Raw genomic sequence first — 16,824 nt, 5'->3', positions numbered from 1 at the left:
ATCACGGCGATATCAATAAGTCGCGCGTCCGCCCGACAGATCGAACACCGAGCCCGTGCTGAACGCGCAGTCTTCCGACGAGAGCCAGAGGATCAGCGACGCGGCTTCCTGCGGCTGAAGAAAGCGGTTCATCGGAATTTTGGACAGCATGTAGTCGATGTGCTGCTGCGACATCGAATCGAAGATTTCGGTTTTGGCGGCGGCCGGCGTGACCGCGTTGACGAGAATGCCCTTGCCCGCGAGTTCCTTGCCGAGCGACTTGGTGAGCCCGATCAGCCCGGCCTTCGACGCGCTGTAGTGCGAGGCGTTCGGGTTGCCTTCCTTGCCCGCGATGGACGACACGTTGACGATGCGCCCGTAACCCGCCTTCAGCATGTGCGGAACGACGGCGCGGCAAGTGAGATACGGCCCGATCAGATTGACATCGACGACGCGGCGCCAGACATCGGGAGCGAGTTCCCAGGTCGTGCCGTTGCCGCCGGTGATGCCTGCGTTGTTCACGAGGACATCGATATGGCCGTGCGCGGCGAGCGCTTTCTGGACGGCCGCCTCGATGGAGGCTTCATCGGTGAGTTCGACGACTGCGTCGCTCACCTTGCGGTCTTCATGCTTGGCGGAGAGTTCCGCAGTCGTGCGTTGCAGCCGTTCGCCGTCGACGTCCCACAGCACGACATCCGCGCCCGATTCGAGCGCCCGTTGCGCCACCGCGAGGCCAATGCCGCGCGCGCCGCCTGTTACAACCACCGTGCGGCCCGCCAGATCGATCCGGTTCATCCTTTCGTCTCCTTGTTGTTGCGTCATTCATGCAAGAAATGAATGCCGTGAGACGCACTATAGTCCCACGGCAATAGCGCAACAATTCGAAAGGGCAATCGTTCGATAGCGAAAGCGGATCGGCTGGCTTATCGACGAGCAGGTTTTGCGTCGCGTGAGCGAAGTTTGAACATGCGCCGAGGTGTCTCGGGGTGGACTGCAGTCCCAGACCTTTCCAAGTGCTGGTCGTGAAAGGCGCGGTCGGCGAACATGGCAAAGGCAAATAAAGCGGCGATACCGATTGGGCTAAAGAGAAGAATGGCGACGAACACGAGAAACTCCTTAAACTGGCTACGTCGCAGTATAAAGCGATAATCTCGGTCAAATTATCCCCAACTTCGCAAAACGCCGTTTAACTATCGAAGCGACTTTTTAAGATGGAGCCGATTCCGAATGTTCAAGTAGCGTTCGCAGCCATCGTCGGGAACGCGCGTTGCTCTAGCTCTTCACGGTCGCATTGACCAGACGATAAATCGGGCCGCGCCCGAACATTACTCACATAAGAAAGCATGTTCACACCGAAAGCCTGCACTGCCACTTGCGTACTCGACGGAATGCCCGTCACGCTCACGTACTTCCCCGACACCACACTACTGCGCATCACAGACGCAACCGGACATTGCGTCCGCGAGACGCGCTGGCCCGCGCCGTGGCGCACGCTGCTTGCCACCTTGCGCGAATTCAGTGGACGCGACGCCGAAAGCCAGCTTTCCACGCTGCGCGATGAAATGCCCGTCTCGCAAAAATCCGCGCGCCAAGCCGCGCCCGCATTTGCCTGAAACCGGCGCAACCGATGCCTGTTGCGCAATCGAGCGTCGCGGCTCGCGACGCCGATCCGACGCCCCTGGCGGGTCGATCGGCAACACTTACGCACGCCTCGTAAACCACGATCTTCAATGAGCGCCAACGAACGACGGCAGCAATCGCACGAAAGTAAAATGCGAGCTCATTGTCGATCGTCCGCCGGTCCGTTTTGAGTTCGCTTAGCCGCGCCCTTTACAATGTGGCACTCAGGCGTCTTGCCTCGCTCGAACCGCTTCCTTGTCGACACCCCTCTACGCATTTGGCTGTATGGTCACTGAAACGTCTTCATCGGAATCGCTCGCCGTCGCTGAGCGCGTGCGTGAGCTCATGGCCCGCCACGGTATTGGCAAGCGGCAGCAAACCGCCGAACTGTGCCGCATCCTCGACCTGAGTTTTTCGCAAGGGCACCGCAAACTGCGCGGTAACAGCCCGTGGACGCTCGCGCAAATTCGCAAGGTCGCGGACGCGTTCGACGAAGCCGCGCTCAAGCTCTTCGAACCCATCGACACGCGCGCCGACGAGAGTGAAGGCACGGCGCACGACGCGGTGCTCAAGATCGGCTCGCTGGAAATTCCCTGCATGACATGGGTCGGAAATGCGCTGGACGCGGGCAGCCGGCCCGACTTCATCGCGCAGAAGCTGAATAACCGCTGGATCGTCTCGCGTCACGAAGGCGTGCTGCTTCACGAAGCGTTCGACGTCCACAAGATCGAGATCCTGCCGCGCCGCGCGGATATCGAGAAGCCGATCATCGCCGTGGTCGACGACGATCACGCTTCCGCCGACAATCTGCACGACTATCTGGAATTCAGCGGCTTCACGGCGATGGCTTACTACGGGCTCGACGCGTTCCACGAAGCGCTGCAAGTGCAGGTGTTCGATGCCGTGGTGATCGACTGGCTGTTCGGCGTACACACGTCAGCCGGCGCCATCCGCGACGTGCGCGAGTCGGACAATCCGGATGCGCCCATCTTCGTGCTGACAGGCGAATTAACCACCGGCAAGGCGAGCGAGTCCGAAATCAGCCAGGTGATTCGCGACTACAACGTGACGTGTTTCGAAAAACCGGCGCGGCTCGGCATTCTCGTCGCGGATCTTTCCAAGCGGCTTTTGCGTAGTTGAGTCCGCTCACGCCGCGCGCCGCCGCACCGTCACGGCGCGGTGCACAGCGCCTTTCAGCACGTCATAGCGCACGGGCTTCAGCAAATAATCGAAGAAGAGAATCGCCGCGCGCGGGTCGACGAGTTCCGGCGCGTAGGCGCTCACCGCGATGATCGGCACGCTCGCGCCCGGCGAAAGGCGCGCGCGGTATTCGTTGGCGAACGAGTAGCCGTCCTTGCCCGGCATGTGCAGGTCGGCGAGGATCACATCGGCGTCGTTGGCGCGCAGCCATGCGAGTGCGCTGTCCACATCGGGCATTGCGACTGTCCAATACCCCAGGTGCGTGAGCATTTCCGTCAATGAATCGCGGATCGCTTCGTGGTCGTCGATCACGAGGACGCGCGATCTGCCGCTGGCGGGCGTTTCTATCGCTTCATCGCGCGGCTCCGGCAAGTAGTCCACCGATACCGCCGGCAGACTCACGCGAAACGCCGCGCCCTGCCCGACTTCGCTCGATACCTCGATCGTCCCGCCCAGCAAATTCACCAGGCCGCGCACGACCGCGAGACCCATGCCCGCGCCGTCGAAGCGCCGCGTGCTGGACGAATCCAGTTGCGTGAACTCCTGAAAGATGAGCGGCAATTGTTCGCGAGAGATGCCGGGTCCGGTATCCACCACGGAGATGTCGAGGCGCTTGTCGGCGCGCACGAAATGCACGTCGATGGAACCTGCCTCCGTGTATTTGACGGCGTTGGTCACGAGGTTGGTCACGATCTGCCGCACGCGATGCGGGTCCGATTCGAGCGGCCCGCGCGCGCCTTCGAATCCGCCGCGTAACGCAAGACCTTTCGCGTTGGCCGCGGGCGTGTTGGCATCGACGATTGAATCGAGCAGTTCCGCGGGATCGAACACGGCCATGCGCAGTTCGAGCTTGCCCGCGCCGAGACGCGCGTAGTCGGTGAGATCGCGCATCTGCGCTTCGAGATGGCGCGCGCCTGCTTCAAGCCGCTGAATGATCTTGCGATCCGCCTCGGCGCGCAGATTCAGCCCGAGAAGCTCGACCGACGAGACGATGGCGTGCAGCGGCGTGCGCAGTTCGTGGCTGATCATGCCGAGGAACGTGTCTTTCGCGACGCCCGCCTCGCGCGCGGCGCGGGTCGCCTGATGCTCGGCGCTGAGCGCGGCGCGTTGCTGCTCGATGAGACGCGTGCGCCGGTAGCCGTTGAACAGCAATAGCGCCGTGGCCGCCGCCGATAAAAGCCCAAGCAGAATGCCACCGTAGATCAGATACGTGCGCTTCTTTTCGAAGTCGCGCACCACGGAATCGCGCCCGACGATTTCCATCAGACGCCGGCCGCTCGCGAGTTCCGCGACGGCGGGCGCGTTCTGCCGCAACACGCCGATGGTGCGCAGCGTGCGTTGATGGTCGGTGCGCAATGCCTCGACATCGGTTTCGACCGAGCCGAGCGCGGTATCGATCTGCCGGAGAATTTCCTGCTGACGATTGCGCAGCGTGTCGTGTCCGGCGAGCAGATCGTTCGATTCCGCGACCTGCTTCAACCGCGCGCGTAGCTGCCGGTAGCTTGCGCGCACGGCATCGGCGTCTTCATCGATTCCGCCACGGAACAGCAGCACCTGGCTCTCGAAACGTTCGTAGTCGATCTGAAATTGCGCCGCGTCCCAATAGAGGCCGTCGTAAGGCAGCGCGAAGCGATGCGAATCGCGCGCCAACAGCCCCGAATACAGCATGTAGCCGACCGCGCCGATAGGCGGTGCCACCGCGAGCACGATCAGCGCCGCGTACCAGAAACGGCGAAACCACGGCCTTCCGGGCACGCCGGGCGCGGCAGGTTTGGCGGCTATGACGGACATTGCTTTATGGCAGCGTTTCGATGGCGGCTGCCGCCCGCTCCGACGCGACCACGATCAGCTTCATGGTCGCGCGCGTCGCGCCGACGAAGACTTTGCGCGCGGCTTGTTCATCGAGCACGTCGAAGTCGACTTCGGTGAGGATCACGCACGGCGCGGATTGTCCCTTGAAGCGATAGATCGATTCGAGCAGCACGTCGCCCTCGCGATACTCCGGATTGCCGAACAGATCGTACGTGCCGGTGAACGCGCGCAACCGATGCGGCCCGAGATGATCGACGGGCGTGAGCGCCGAACCCTCGCGCCCGCGAAACGACAGCACCGCGATGTCCTGCTTGCGAAAGCCGAGCGAGAGCGCCTGCGTGATGGCGCGCTTGGTCGCCTCGATCACTTCGTCGGAATGGCCGTTCTCGTAGGTGGCGATAGTCACGTCCGAGCCATCGAACGGACTGCCCGCATCCAGCCGCGCGCCCGGACCGACGATCTTGCGGATGAAGCCCAGAAGATCGCGCGGACTGCGGTAATTGGTCGTCTCGCGCAGAATGGTCCAGCCGGGCAGCGGCACGGGCTCGCGCAGATACAGGTTCTGCATCGGATCTTCGAGCCACCACCACGCGCCGTCCGGATTCAGCAACCGTTCCAGCGGTTCGACCCATCCCGGCTGAAAATCCTGTCCCTCGTCAACGATCAACACATCCGTCTTCCAGTGCTCGGGCACGGGCACGGCGGCGAAGCGTTCTTCGAGCGTCGCGAAGACATCGGGCTGGGAGAAGTCGGGCGGACTGCCGGCATCGCGCGCCACCGAGGCGCTCAGCTGATGATAATTCGCGATCCTCGCCTCTTTCGGCGCAATCGCGCGGATATGATCCGCGAGCGGCCGGTTGAAGCATACGTACAGCACGCTCTTGCCCGCCGCGAGCGAGTCGCGCATGACGCGCACGGCGAGTTGCGTCTTGCCCGCGCCGGCGGTTGCGATCACGCGCAAGCGAAACGGCGAAAACTCCAGCCGGCGCGCCCATGTCGCCAAACCGCCTGAAAGGCGCGTGACGAGCGTGTTGGCTGCGCCGACGAGCGCGTTGGTATCGGGCGTGAGCGAGAGTTCATCGGCGAGAAAGTGATGGATGCGCGCGGCCGACTCGAAGCGCGGCTCGTCGGGCGGCAGAATCTCCAGCACGACTTTCGGCAGTTGCGCCTTGCGGCTTGCATCGACGATACGTCCGGGCGGCACGCCGGCAATGGCCGCGTCCTTCACTGTGTAGTCTGGGCAATACAGCAGTTCCTCGATGCGATACGTTCCCGCGCCGAACGCCGCCGTAAAGCGCCGATGCAGATTTTCCAGCGTGCGCGCGAGTTGAATGGCGACGTTGCGTTCCTTCTGCAAGTAGACCTTCACGAGCCCCGCGCTGGTCTCGCGCAGGAAACCGGCTTTCTGCTCGATCATCAGCACGCGGCCCGATGGCGCGACCACCACGAAATCCGCTTCGCCGAAGACGGAGAAGCCTTCGTTGACGCGCGTCCAGTGCACGCCGTGATACACCGTGTAGTCCTCGGGCAGCTTTTCCAGCAGCGCGAGCGTTTCGAGCTCGCGGGCCGCTGCGCCGGTTGCTTCCAGGTTCTTCCAGTCGTCGGGAACGATTCGAGCCATGCTTGCCTTGGAGCTTGGTTGCATCTGCGATGAAGTCGCGCTTCATTGTACGCAACGGCGCGCGCCGAAGCGTCGGGCGCTATCCGACGCTATCCCGCGAGATCGTAACGGCCGCCGCGCTCGAGCGCACGCTGATATGCAGGCCGCGCGTGAATGCGTTCGAGAAACGCGCGCACATGCGGCAAGCTCTTCGCGCCCGCGCGCTGACTGCCGGCTTCGAGCGGAAAGCTCATTTGCACGTCGGCGGCGCTGAAAGTGTCGCCCGCGAACCATTCGGACTTCGCGAGTTCGCTTTCGATATAACCGAAGTGCAGCTTCAATTGCGGATCGATGAAACTGGTCTGCATGGTCTGCGCGATCCGGCGGCCGATCGGCTTCACGAAGAACGGCATCTTCGCGCTGCCGATGCGCAAGGCCACGAGCTTGAGCAGCAACGGCGGCATGGCCGAGCCTTCGGCGTAATGCATCCAGTAATTGAAGCGCACGCGTTCCGGCGATGCGCCATGCGGCGGCGAGAAACGCCCTTCGCCGTAGCGATCGACGAGATACTCGAGAATGGCGCCCGATTCCGCAATGGTCTGCGCGCCATCCGTGATGACCGGCGACTTGCCGAGCGGATGCACGGCGCGTAATTCGGGCGGCGCGAGCATGGTGTTGCGATCGCGCTCGTAACGCTTCAACTCGTACGGGACGCCGAGTTCTTCGAGCATCCAGAGGACGCGTTGCGAGCGGGAATTATTGAGGTGATGGACGGTGAGCACGCTGTTGCCTCGTATTGTTATCGTGAGCGTTGGTATGCGACTTGCAAGCCGACACCACGCGAGCATACGTCGAAGGATAATGTCCGCGCGCCCGAGGGCGCATCTCTTTCACACGCACACAGGGACAACAGGAGAAACCGTGACGCTGATCATTTATCTGGTGGGCTGGCTGATTTTCATCGGCGGCGTAGCGTGGGGGCTCGTTGCCATGCACGTGTCGCAACATACGATCGCCATCGTAGCCGTCATCCTGCTCGGCATCGCCGTCATTACCGGCGCAACGCGCGCCCGCAATCGCGACCGCTCGTAGCCGCTTATCGCCTGCCTTTTCCCGCTGTCTTGCGCTTGCAGCCGACGCCGCTCGCGCAAGACAAACGCGAATTCAAGTCACCACACGTGCCGACAGCGCGTCTTGAATCAGCGCCACCAGTTCATCGGGATGCGCGGGCTTCGTCATGAAATGCTGGAATCCTTCGCCGATACTTCGTAATCGGTATTCGTCGCCGTCGTGTCCTGTCAGCGCGATGGCCACGGAAGGCGGGAGATTGCCCCGTATTTCGTGGTCGCGCAAACGTTGCACGAGGTAGAAACCGTCCATTCCGGGAAGGTCGAGATCGCATATCACCGCATCGGGAAGATTCCGGATCGCGGCTTCCGCGCCGTCTTCGGCGTCGGCTACGGCGATCACATCGGCGCCTTCTTCTTCCAGCAAAATTTGCAGTGATGCCCTGCTTTCGGGATCGTCTTCGACCAGCACGATCCGCGTGTGCCCCAGTCTTGCTACTTCGTTCATGATGTTCTTTTCGACTGCCTAAAACGGAATTCTCGCGCACGGTCTCCACGGCTCGCCGCTCCTGACTGCCTGGGCAACCTTGCGTCGACTGCGCGCACCAAGCATACGTTGACAAGAAAACGCGGCGGGAATTCCGAACGCACCGTGTTCTATGCTGCGCGTGCACCGGTGCGGAATGCCGCGCAGTATGTCTCGCGCCGGAACAACGGGGGTAATGCCGGTCTCGGCGCACCGAAATCGAGCAAGAACCGGACCGGTCTGCGGCGTCGCCCGCAGACCCTTGACTGGTGGCGGTTTCAGCGTTTTTCTAGTGGCGCACCGGCCGGTAAAGCCGCACGACCGTGTAATTAAAACCGCAGCCATGCCCCGATTTCTCGTCAGACATTTAGGTTCGCGGCGGAATCGGGGCGCGTGGAAGACGGCTGCGGCGCCTGCGACGTCTGGAAGAGCGCGCGATATTCCGTCGGCGTAATTCCGACCGTCGCCTTGAACTGCCGCGTGAAGGCGCTGTGATCGGTGTAGCCGCATAACGCTGCCACGTCCGTCACCTTGTTGTCGTTTGAGACGAGCAGTGCGGTGGCGGCATCGAGCCGGGTCTTCAGCAATACCTGGCGCGGTGTCAGGTGAAAGACCTTGTGGAAATATCGTTCGAGCTGCGCGATCGACATGTTCGCCATCTGCGCGAGTTGCCGCATGTTGAGCGGCTGCACGAAATTTTCCTGGATGTGCTGCACGACCGCCGCGAGCCGACTGTAGGCCGGATGCGTGCCTTCGGCCGCTTGCAGATCGCGCGAAATACCCGCGAGACCCACGATTTTGCCCGTCGCATCATGCAGCGGCTGTTTGCAGGTCATGCACCAGCCGGGCTCGCGGCCGGGATACAGATGCAATTCGAGTTGATCGATAAGCTGAGTGCCCTGCGCGATGATCGCCTGATCCTGCGCCGTATAGATGCGCCCGAAGCGGCTCGGAAAAACGTCCTCGGCGGTTCGGCCGAGCAGCGCGGACTTGTCGTCCTTGTGGCCGCAGCGGCGCGCGAGGGTGCGGTTGACCATCGCGTAGCGCGCGTGGCGATCTTTCACGAAGAACACGATGTCGGGCATCGCGTCGAACACCGGCGCGAGCAGCGCGAAGTGCGCGAGCATGGCGCCGAGCGTCGATGCAGGCGAGGCATCGGCTGCGGGTTCTTCGTCGGGAAGGCCGGGCGAGGTTGGCATGCGTTTTCGGTTGGGCTGACTTTGAACGCGATGCGGGTGATTATAGGAGCGCGTGCATCGGGACAAAATTGAGCGTGGCGTCTGCCTTGCATGGCGGCTCATGCGTGAGCGGGCGTCGGTTCTTGAAGTTGGCGTTGGCGTTGGCGTTGGCGTTGGCGTTGGCGTTGGCGTTGGCGTTGGCGTTGGCGTTGGCGTTGGCGTTGGCGTGAAGCATATCGCGGCACGGCTTCATCACGCTAGTACGCGGTTCATCGGCCGCCAAGATCTCAATCCACCGCGCCTTCGTCGAGTTCCGCCATCAATGTATCGATGCGAACCGGCGCGAACGGTGGACGCGTCATCGGGCGTTCCCAGCCGAAATACACCGCCGCCGCCTCGCCGCAAATGCGTCCCTGGCACGCGCCCATGCCGCAGCGCGTCTGCAGCTTCGCATCGCGCCAATTGGCATGCGCCGCGACGTCGCCAAAGCGCACGTCCTCGCAGCGGCATATGAGCGTGTCGGCGGATGGCGGCGTGCGTGCGGCGGCACCCAGCTCGAAAGCGCGCTCGACGCGCCCGGCAAACGCACGCCAGCGCCTGCGTTCGCGCACGAGACGCATGTCGATGGCGAGCCCCAGCGCCGCGCGCGCCGCAATCAATCCTTCGACGCGCGCCAGCTCCATGCCGCCGATGCCCGTGCATTCTCCGGCGGCGAACACCGCATCGAGCGAAGTGCGCTGAGTGTCGTCGACGCAAAGGGCGGCGGTATCGGCGAATGCGCAGCCTAGCGCCTGCGCGAGCGTCGTATTCGGCACGAGCCCGTAACCGCACGCGATGCGATCGGCTTCGATGACTCGCTCCCGACTGCCAGTGCGGATCGTGACGGCTTCAACGCGCTCACGCCCGTGCGCCTTCACGACGACACCGCCCGTCCGATAGCCAGCCGTCCCAAGCGCCATGGCCTGCGCGAGCTTCGCGGGCGTCACCGCAAGTGACGCGACAAAACGCGCGATGCGCCCAAAACGCGCCTGCTCGATGACCGCGAGAACTTCGGCGCCGTGACGGCGCGCGGTATCGGCGGCGGCGAGCAGTAGCGGACCGCTTCCCGCCACCACGACGCGCTGCCCGCGCACCGGCATCCCGCTCTTGATGAGCGCCTGCAAGCCGCCCGCGCCCGTGACGCCGGGCAACGTCCAGCCCTCGAACGGCAACAGACGCTCGCGCGCGCCGGTCGCGAGAATCAGCTTCGACCATGCGATTTCGAGCGATGCCGTCTGCTGCTCCAGCAGGAGCCGCTTGTCGCCGGAGACGGCGGCCACTTTGGTCGAGCTCAAGCGTGTGAGATTCGGGCGCGTGGCGGTATCGGCGAGCCAGTGACGAAGTGGATCGGCGAGCGCTGCCTGCGGACCCTGCCGCCAGATCTGACCGCCGGGACGCGGGTTATCGTCGATGAGCGCGACCCGCGCGCCCGCGCGCGCGGCTTCCTGCGCCGCCGCAAGCCCCGCCGGCCCCGCGCCGACGATCGCGAGATCGAACATTTCGGGCGTCATCGCGGCGTCGCCATCGTCTGGATGACGAGGCCTTCGTCACACAACGTCTGACAGCCGAGCACATGCGCGCGGCCCGCCACGACGACGCGGCACTCCTGGCAGACGCCCATTCCGCAGAGCGCGGCGCGCGGCTCGCCCGAAACAGAGCGGCGCGTGCCTCCGATCGAGCGCATCGCGAGCGCGGCGGCGATGGTGGTGAAAGCGGCGACGTCGAGCGCTTCACCGTCGATGAAGATGCGGACGGTTTCAGCCATCTGGATGATCTTGTAAGAGCGCGAGCGGACCCGGCGCTTCGCCGTCGATTTCGCCACGCCCGGCAGCAATCGTCGAGGCATTCCTGCTTGCGAGCTTGCGAAGCCAAAGCGGCCACGCAAGCGGCAAGCGCGCAATTTCAACCATCGACCGGCTCCCGCGCAAACCGCTGCGGCGAAAACGCAGCCGCGTAAGGCGCTTGCATCGCGCCGAGAATCTGATCCGCCAGCAACGCGGCAGTGCCTAGCGAAGTCGTGACGCCCAGCCCTTCATGCCCGGCCGCAAGCCACAACCGATCGCCCGCAAACCGCGCCGGGCCGATCAGCGGCATGCCGTCCGGCGTCGCCGCGCGCAAACCGGTCCACGCGCGAATCGCGTTGAGCGCGCCGATGCCCGGCAAAAACCGCGACGCGCGTCTGAGCATGAGCGCGAGCACGCGGGCATCGATGGCCGGATCGACATTGCCGAACTGCCGCGAAGAGCCGATCAAAATCTGTCCCGTCGGTCGCGGCTGCGCGTTGAACGCCACCGACACGCCGCGCGCGTGATGCGCGCTCTTGATATACCCGAGTTCCGCCACCTGATGCCTGATCGTGCCCGGATAACGATCCGTGATCAGCAGATGCCCCTTCTTGGCTTCGAGTGACACGCCATCGATCAACTCCGCCGCCGCAATCCCGTTGGCGACGACCACATGCGCCGCGTGACACCGCTCGCCGCCGCGAAGCGTGATGCTCGCAGCGCTGTCGGTCGCGGCGACGCCAGCGACCGCGCAGCCGGTGACGACGCGAATGCGCGCGGCGCCTTCGGAGCGCGTCAGCAGCCATTGCGCGGCTGCAGGCGCATAGACGATGGCGTCGTCATCGACGAGAACGCCGCCTCGCAGCGCGTGACTCAGCGATGGCTCCGCCTCGCGCAAGCCGGTCGCATCGAGCAAATGCGCGCGCACGCCGCCTGCCGCGAAGGCATCGCGCATGGTTTGCGCCGCGTCGAGTTCCTCGTCGTCTTCGGCGGCCCAGACGGTGCCGCATCGCACGAAGGCGTCGCGTTCGCGCAAGTGCGGCGCGAGCGCCAGCCACAAGTCGCGCGACGCGCGGGTCAGCGCGAATTCGGCGGCAGAATCGTTCATCACGACGATATGCCCCATGCCCGCCGCCGTCGCGCCGCCGCCGATACCCCGCGCATCCACGACATCGACCACAAGCCCGCGCGCAGCCAGTTCCGCCGCGCACGCCGCGCCGACGATGCCCGCGCCGACGACGATCACATCCGCCGACATGTGCGTCACGCGGCAACGCTCGCCGGAATGCCGCGCGCGAACGGATCGCGCTCGTCGAACACGAGCCGCCCTTCGCCCATGACGTGCGCAAAGCCGGTGATCGTCGGCACGATCTCGCCTTGCGCGTGCTCGTAGCTCGCCTCGAACACACTGCCGATGATGCTTTCCTGCCGCCAGATTTCGCCCGGCGCGAGCAATCCGTCCGCCGCGAGACACGCGAGCTTCGCGCTCGTGCCGGTGCCGCACGGCGACCGGTCGTACGCGCTGCCTGGGCACAGTACGAAGCTGCGGCTGTCGATGCCCGTCGAAGGCGAATCCGCGAACAGTTCGATATGGTCGATGTACGCTCCCGCCGCACCCGTTATGCCCTGCGCCTGCAGCGCTTCGCGGATCGCATCGGAAAATGCCGTCAACTCCGCGATACGCGCGCCGTCGAGCGTGCGTCCGTGGTCCGCGACGAGGAAGAACCAGTTGCCGCCCCACGCGACATCGCCCGTGAGCGGACCGTAGCCGGGCACATCTACCGTCACCGCGCGCCGATGCCGGTATGCCGGCACATTGCGCACGCTAACGCTGCCGTTCGGATTGAGCGTGGCATCGACGGGACCGACGGGCGTATCGATACGATGCCGCCCCGCCGCTATCCGTCCCGCATGCGCCAGCGACGCCACGAGCCCGATGGTCCCGTGCCCGCACATGCCGAGATAGCCGACGTTGTTGAAGAAGACGACGCCCGCAGTCGCGGTGGGGTCGTCGGGCGCGCAGAGAAGCGCGCCGACCATGACGTCGGAGCCGCGCGGCTCGGTGACGATGGCGCGGCGCCAGTCGTCGAAACGCGTGCGAAACGTCTCCAGCCGTTGCGCGAGTGTGCCGTCGCCCAAGTCCGGACCGCCCGCGGTGACGAGGCGGGTCGGCTCGCCGCCCGTATGCGAATCGATGATGTCGATGGTTTTCATGCCGCCTATCCTAAAAATGCGCGCGGCAGGCGTCTTGGAGCGGCTACGCGATTTCGATGACGATATCGGCATAACCCGCCCTCGCCCGATGACGCTCGCCGGAGCCCGCGCGCGCTGTGCCGAAATCGGCACGCGCCGCGCGCGAAACGCGCAAGACGCCTTGTTTTGCCGTGCTTAAACTGCACAGCGTTCAAACATTTTCGGAGAGCCGCCGTGTCGCATATCTGGGAAGGCGTGATGCCCGCCGTCACCACCAAGTTCAACGCCGATTTCAGCATAGACCGCGCGTGGACGAAGAAGAACATCGAAGCGCAGATCGAGGCTGGCGTGGACGGCATCATCGTGTGCGGCTCGCTCGGCGAAGCTTCGACGCTTTCGCTCGACGAAAAGCTCGACGTGCTCGATATCGCCGTGGACGCGGCGCGCGAACGCGTGCCGGTACTGCTGACCATCGCGGAAAACAGCACGCTCGACGGCTGCCGCCAGGCGGCGCGCGCGGCGAGCCGGGGCGCGAAAGGCTACATGGTGCTGCCGGGTCTGCGTTACATGTCGGATCGGCGCGAGACGCTCAACCATTTCCGCATGGTCGCGGATGCAAGTCCGCTGCCGATCATGGTCTACAACAATCCGCTCGCGTATGGCGTCGATGTCACGCCGCGCATGTTCGCGGAACTGGCCGAAGACAGCAAATTCGCGGCGATCAAGGAATCCAGCGGCGACGTACGGCGCATTACCGACCTGATCAACGAAGTCGGCGACCGCTATGCGCTCTTTTGCGGCGTCGACAATCTGGCGATGGAAGCCATGCTGATGGGCGCACACGGTTGGGTGGCTGGCCTCGTGTGCGCGTTTCCGCGCGAGACCGTGGCGATCTACAAGCTTTTGCAGGCGGGACGCATGGAGGAAGCGCGCGCGATTTACCGCTGGTTCGCGCCACTGCTCGCGCTCGACGTGTCGCACAAGCTCGTGCAGAACATCAAACTCGCGGAAACAATCGTCGGCCTTGGCACGGAGCCGGTACGCCCGCCGCGACTTCCGCTTGCCGGCGACGAACGCAAGGAGATCGAAGCGCTGATCCGGCAAAGTATCGAAACGCGGCCTGAATTGCCGCGGTTCTGATTTCGCCGATCACAGCGATGCCGTCTCGCGACGGAATCCATTATGTGAAAGCGTGAGTCTTTCAAGGCAAACGCAAAAATGCCGTCTCGCGACGGCATTTTTACTTGGTGCTCTTAAGCAGCAATACGGGCATGCTCGGGTTCGACGCGCTCGTCGCCGGTTTCCTCGCCATCGCCATACAGATGCAACAGGCGATAACCGCTCTTGTACACCGGCTGCAGTCGGAAGTGATTGACCGGCTCGATTTCCAGCGCCAGACGCAGACGCGACACGTGACTGTCGATAGTGCGAGTGGTTTCGCGGAACTCGCGACCCCAGACCATCGCGAAAATATGATCGCGCGACAGCACGCGACCGATATTCGAGAAGAACAACTGGGCGAGGCGGAATTGCGTGCCGCTCAACTGCACCGGACGGCCGCGCACCGTGACGGCTTGCTGACGCGAGTCGAAGCGATACGGCCCGACTTCGAGGCAAGCGCTCGACGTGGTTGGATACGCCCGGCGGATCAGCGCTTCGATGCGCGCGCCGAATTCGCCCGGGCGCACCGGATAAACGACGTAATCGTCCGCGCCTGCCGTCAACGCGCAAACGACGTTGTGTTCGGCGCCGTCGGGCGTGGCGAACATGACCGGCACGCGCTCGCCGAAACTGGAGCGCACGGATTTGAGCAGGTCGAGACCGCACAGACCGGATGAATTCCAGTCGAGAATGAGCAGATCGACCGTGGAACGCGAGAGCGCCTTGGACAACTGAAGGCCGTCGCCAAAGGTCACGCACGCGTGACCAAGCCGCTTGACGACGTCGCTGATGAGATTTCTATAACTTGGGTCGGTTTGCAAAACGGCGACGCGCATAGGGTCTGGCCTGATGAGTCTGAGGGGCAATAAGCAGATGCCTTGTCGAACGGGCACCGCAGGACGTCTCGTTACAGACTGAGACGGTTAAATACAGGCGGCATTCTGGGCAGACCTGTTTCCCTTTCCCATCGGACTCATCCGAATTTGTCAACGCATGTGACGATTTCGACACCGTGTCGCACGCGCAACCATCTCGAAAATAGATCGGCCGTTCTGCCGGAGGTGGCCTTTCATCCTGTAACATCGCGCGTCTGGCTTGAACGTCCCCGTTTGCGAGCTCTTACCGATGTCTCGCAAAGGAACGCTGCCGCGCGACTCCGAGTCGTTCGCGCAGCGCGGCCGCCGGGCGCGATACGATAATGCGTCCGTCGGGCTCATCATCCGGTCCTTGATTCGCGCTCACCCGGCGCGTCTTGAAAAGCCGCAGGACAACGCCTCTTCTTGCGCGGCACGTCCCGACACGTGCGCGGCTCTTTTCATTTACGGGTTCTTTTTTCGATGCATGCAACACCTCTGCCCGGCGCCCCGGACACCACGAGCGCCGCGGGCCGCCGTCTCACGCGCGGCGACTATAAAACGCTCACCCTCGCCGCACTTGGCGGCGCTCTCGAGTTCTACGACTTCATCATTTTCGTGTTCTTTGCGCCGGTGATCGGCCAGCTGTTCTTTCCCGCCACGATTCCTGACTGGCTGCGGCAATTGCAGACTTTCGGCATCTTCGCGGCGGGTTATCTTGCCCGGCCGCTGGGCGGTATCGTCATGGCGCATTTCGGCGATCTGCTCGGCCGCAAGCGCATGTTCACGCTCTCCGTGCTGCTAATGTCGGTGCCGACGCTCCTGATGGGCCTGCTGCCCACTTACGCTTCGATTGGCATGATGGCGCCCGTTCTGCTGCTCCTCTTTCGCGTGATGCAAGGCGCGGCCGTCGGCGGCGAAGTGCCTGGCGCGTGGGTTTTCGTGTCGGAGCACGTGCCGAGTCGTCATGTCGGCTACGCGTGCGGCACGCTCACGGCGGGACTGACGGCCGGCATTCTGCTCGGTTCGCTGGTCGCGACCGCGATCAACAAGAGCTTCGTGCCGGCGCAAGTCGCGGACTTCGCGTGGCGTCTGCCGTTCCTGCTCGGCGGATTATTCGGGCTGTGCTCGGTGTATCTGCGACGCTGGCTGCATGAAACGCCCGTGTTCGCCGAACTGCAAAAGCGCAAGTCGCTTGCCGCCGAGATTCCGCTCAAAGCCGTGCTGCGCGATCATGGCCGCGCCGTGATCGTGTCGATGCTGCTCACGTGGAAGCTTTCCGCGGCTATCGTCGTGGTCATTCTGATGACGCCGTCGCTTCTGCAGAAGCAATTCCACATCGCGCCGGCGACCGTGCTCGCGGCCAATTGCATGGCGACGCTGTTCTTGACCATCGGTTGCGTGCTGGCGGGCGCGATTGCGGGGCGCATCGGCGCGGGCAGGACGATTTTCATCGGCGCGATTGCGCTCGGCGTGTCGTATTACCTGCTGTTCCGGCAAGTTTCGCTCGATACGTCCGTGCTCTTGCCGTGGTACGCGTGCGCGGGCTTCACGGTTGGCGTGATCGGCGCGATTCCGTTCGTCATGGTGAAAGCGTTTCCGCCCGCCATTCGCTTTTCGGGCATTTCGTTTTCGTATAACGTCGCATATGCCGTTTTCGGCGGACTCACGCCGATCGTCGTTTCGCTGATGATGAAATCCAGTCCGATGGCGCCCGTGATCTACGTCTGCGCGCTGTGCGCGGTGGGCGCGGTGACTACGCTGTTTATCCGGGAAGCGGCGGTCGAGGCCTGAACGGCGGGCCTGATCCG

At 63.8% G+C, this 16,824-nt stretch carries 17 protein-coding genes; 5 read left to right on the top strand and 12 right to left on the bottom strand.

All coding sequences use genetic code 11. The annotated features are described in order from the left end of the window. Positions 1 to 12: 12 nt before the first annotated feature. On the bottom strand, positions 13 to 774 hold the full coding sequence (locus NCT04_RS17375; RefSeq protein WP_250466764.1) for an SDR family NAD(P)-dependent oxidoreductase: 762 nt from the start codon (positions 772 to 774) through the stop codon (positions 13 to 15). A 548-nt stretch (positions 775 to 1,322) separates the two neighbouring features. On the opposite strand from NCT04_RS17375, the gene NCT04_RS17370 reads away from it, so the two are divergent. Together NCT04_RS17370 and NCT04_RS17365 are read left to right on the top strand one after the other, a co-directional pair. Then, positions 1,323 to 1,592 carry a hypothetical protein gene (locus NCT04_RS17370; protein WP_250466762.1) on the top strand — a complete coding sequence of 90 codons (270 nt, stop codon included), beginning with the start codon at positions 1,323 to 1,325 and terminating at the stop codon, positions 1,590 to 1,592. Positions 1,593 to 1,884: 292 nt separating this feature from the next. Next, entirely contained in the window at positions 1,885 to 2,739 is an 855-nt protein-coding gene (locus NCT04_RS17365; RefSeq protein WP_244828425.1) for a helix-turn-helix domain-containing protein, read from the top strand. Between the two features lie 6 nt (positions 2,740 to 2,745). On the opposite strand, the gene NCT04_RS17360 is transcribed toward NCT04_RS17365, so the two are convergent. The 3 genes from NCT04_RS17360 to NCT04_RS17350 form a co-directional block, all read right to left on the bottom strand. After that, the gene (locus NCT04_RS17360) at positions 2,746 to 4,590 is read right to left on the bottom strand and encodes an ATP-binding response regulator (protein ID WP_250466760.1); all 1,845 of its coding nucleotides are present in this window, start codon (positions 4,588 to 4,590) and stop codon (positions 2,746 to 2,748) included. Between the two features lie 4 nt (positions 4,591 to 4,594). Further along, positions 4,595 to 6,232: an ATP-binding domain-containing protein gene (locus tag NCT04_RS17355; RefSeq protein WP_244828427.1), complete on the bottom strand. Its 1,638-nt coding sequence runs from the start codon at positions 6,230 to 6,232 to the stop codon at positions 4,595 to 4,597. An 89-nt stretch (positions 6,233 to 6,321) separates the two neighbouring features. Next, on the bottom strand, positions 6,322 to 6,993 hold the full coding sequence (locus tag NCT04_RS17350; RefSeq protein WP_250466759.1) for a glutathione S-transferase family protein: 672 nt from the start codon (positions 6,991 to 6,993) through the stop codon (positions 6,322 to 6,324). A 139-nt stretch (positions 6,994 to 7,132) separates the two neighbouring features. Here NCT04_RS17350 and NCT04_RS17345 point away from each other — a divergent pair, with 139 nt between their 5' ends. After that, positions 7,133 to 7,303, top strand: a complete 171-nt coding sequence (locus tag NCT04_RS17345; RefSeq protein WP_244828429.1) for a hypothetical protein — start codon at positions 7,133 to 7,135, stop codon at positions 7,301 to 7,303. A gap of 72 nt (positions 7,304 to 7,375) precedes the next feature. Here the strand turns inward: NCT04_RS17345 and NCT04_RS17340 are convergent, their stop codons facing one another. From NCT04_RS17340 to NCT04_RS17310, 7 genes are all read right to left on the bottom strand, one after another. After that, positions 7,376 to 7,786 carry a response regulator gene (locus tag NCT04_RS17340; RefSeq protein ID WP_244828431.1) on the bottom strand — a complete coding sequence of 137 codons (411 nt, stop codon included), beginning with the start codon at positions 7,784 to 7,786 and terminating at the stop codon, positions 7,376 to 7,378. 377 nt (positions 7,787 to 8,163) lie between these two features. After that, positions 8,164 to 9,003: an AraC family transcriptional regulator gene (locus NCT04_RS17335; RefSeq protein ID WP_250466757.1), complete on the bottom strand. Its 840-nt coding sequence runs from the start codon at positions 9,001 to 9,003 to the stop codon at positions 8,164 to 8,166. A gap of 40 nt (positions 9,004 to 9,043) precedes the next feature. Then, positions 9,044 to 9,217 carry a hypothetical protein gene (locus NCT04_RS17330; RefSeq protein ID WP_250466755.1) on the bottom strand — a complete coding sequence of 58 codons (174 nt, stop codon included), beginning with the start codon at positions 9,215 to 9,217 and terminating at the stop codon, positions 9,044 to 9,046. 52 nt (positions 9,218 to 9,269) lie between these two features. Beyond that, positions 9,270 to 10,532, bottom strand: a complete 1,263-nt coding sequence (locus NCT04_RS17325) for an NAD(P)/FAD-dependent oxidoreductase (protein WP_250466753.1) — start codon at positions 10,530 to 10,532, stop codon at positions 9,270 to 9,272. Then, positions 10,529 to 10,786, bottom strand: a complete 258-nt coding sequence (locus NCT04_RS17320; protein WP_250467446.1) for a (2Fe-2S)-binding protein — start codon at positions 10,784 to 10,786, stop codon at positions 10,529 to 10,531. The genes NCT04_RS17325 and NCT04_RS17320 overlap by 4 nt, the downstream gene beginning before the upstream one ends. A 137-nt stretch (positions 10,787 to 10,923) precedes the next feature. Beyond that, positions 10,924 to 12,063, bottom strand: coding sequence for an NAD(P)/FAD-dependent oxidoreductase (locus NCT04_RS17315; RefSeq protein ID WP_250467445.1), 1,140 nt, complete (start codon positions 12,061 to 12,063; stop codon positions 10,924 to 10,926). Positions 12,064 to 12,068: 5 nt separating this feature from the next. Continuing rightward, positions 12,069 to 13,019 (bottom strand): 4-hydroxyproline epimerase, encoded by a 951-nt coding sequence (locus NCT04_RS17310; protein ID WP_284507785.1) that lies wholly within the window; start codon positions 13,017 to 13,019, stop codon positions 12,069 to 12,071. 213 nt (positions 13,020 to 13,232) lie between these two features. On the opposite strand from NCT04_RS17310, the gene NCT04_RS17305 reads away from it, so the two are divergent. Continuing rightward, positions 13,233 to 14,138: a dihydrodipicolinate synthase family protein gene (locus tag NCT04_RS17305; RefSeq protein WP_250466752.1), complete on the top strand. Its 906-nt coding sequence runs from the start codon at positions 13,233 to 13,235 to the stop codon at positions 14,136 to 14,138. A gap of 113 nt (positions 14,139 to 14,251) precedes the next feature. Here the strand turns inward: NCT04_RS17305 and NCT04_RS17300 are convergent, their stop codons facing one another. After that, complete coding sequence (locus NCT04_RS17300) at positions 14,252 to 14,995, bottom strand: response regulator transcription factor (RefSeq protein ID WP_250466750.1); 744 nt, start codon at positions 14,993 to 14,995, stop codon at positions 14,252 to 14,254. Between the two features lie 501 nt (positions 14,996 to 15,496). On the opposite strand from NCT04_RS17300, the gene NCT04_RS17295 reads away from it, so the two are divergent. Further along, positions 15,497 to 16,807 carry an MFS transporter gene (locus tag NCT04_RS17295; RefSeq protein WP_250466748.1) on the top strand — a complete coding sequence of 437 codons (1,311 nt, stop codon included), beginning with the start codon at positions 15,497 to 15,499 and terminating at the stop codon, positions 16,805 to 16,807. Positions 16,808 to 16,824: the final 17 nt, after the last annotated feature.

The sequence above is a fragment of the Caballeronia sp. GAFFF2 genome, assembly GCF_023631485.1.
Lineage (GTDB): Bacteria > Pseudomonadota > Gammaproteobacteria > Burkholderiales > Burkholderiaceae > Caballeronia.
Note: the sequence above shows the minus strand (reverse complement) of the source record. Positions and strands in the feature narration are given on the sequence as shown.

Bases quoted from the DNA above. Each gene is read 5' to 3' on its own strand.
- NCT04_RS17335 (WP_250466757.1), bottom strand. From the start codon at position 9,003: ATGCCAACCTCGCCCGGCCTTCCCGACGAAGAACCCGCAGCCGATGCC.
- NCT04_RS17340 (WP_244828431.1), bottom strand. From the start codon at position 7,786: ATGAACGAAGTAGCAAGACTGGGGCACACGCGGATCGTGCTGGTCGAA.
- NCT04_RS17320 (WP_250467446.1), bottom strand. From the start codon at position 10,786: ATGGCTGAAACCGTCCGCATCTTCATCGACGGTGAAGCGCTCGACGTC.
- NCT04_RS17360 (WP_250466760.1), bottom strand. From the start codon at position 4,590: ATGTCCGTCATAGCCGCCAAACCTGCCGCGCCCGGCGTGCCCGGAAGG.
- NCT04_RS17310 (WP_284507785.1), bottom strand. From the start codon at position 13,019: ATGAAAACCATCGACATCATCGATTCGCATACGGGCGGCGAGCCGACC.
- NCT04_RS17325 (WP_250466753.1), bottom strand. From the start codon at position 10,532: ATGACGCCCGAAATGTTCGATCTCGCGATCGTCGGCGCGGGGCCGGCG.
- NCT04_RS17375 (WP_250466764.1), bottom strand. From the start codon at position 774: ATGAACCGGATCGATCTGGCGGGCCGCACGGTGGTTGTAACAGGCGGC.
- NCT04_RS17295 (WP_250466748.1), top strand. From the start codon at position 15,497: ATGCATGCAACACCTCTGCCCGGCGCCCCGGACACCACGAGCGCCGCG.
- NCT04_RS17370 (WP_250466762.1), top strand. From the start codon at position 1,323: ATGTTCACACCGAAAGCCTGCACTGCCACTTGCGTACTCGACGGAATG.
- NCT04_RS17300 (WP_250466750.1), bottom strand. From the start codon at position 14,995: ATGCGCGTCGCCGTTTTGCAAACCGACCCAAGTTATAGAAATCTCATC.
- NCT04_RS17315 (WP_250467445.1), bottom strand. From the start codon at position 12,063: ATGTCGGCGGATGTGATCGTCGTCGGCGCGGGCATCGTCGGCGCGGCG.
- NCT04_RS17330 (WP_250466755.1), bottom strand. From the start codon at position 9,217: ATGCTTCACGCCAACGCCAACGCCAACGCCAACGCCAACGCCAACGCC.
- NCT04_RS17355 (WP_244828427.1), bottom strand. From the start codon at position 6,232: ATGGCTCGAATCGTTCCCGACGACTGGAAGAACCTGGAAGCAACCGGC.
- NCT04_RS17365 (WP_244828425.1), top strand. From the start codon at position 1,885: ATGGTCACTGAAACGTCTTCATCGGAATCGCTCGCCGTCGCTGAGCGC.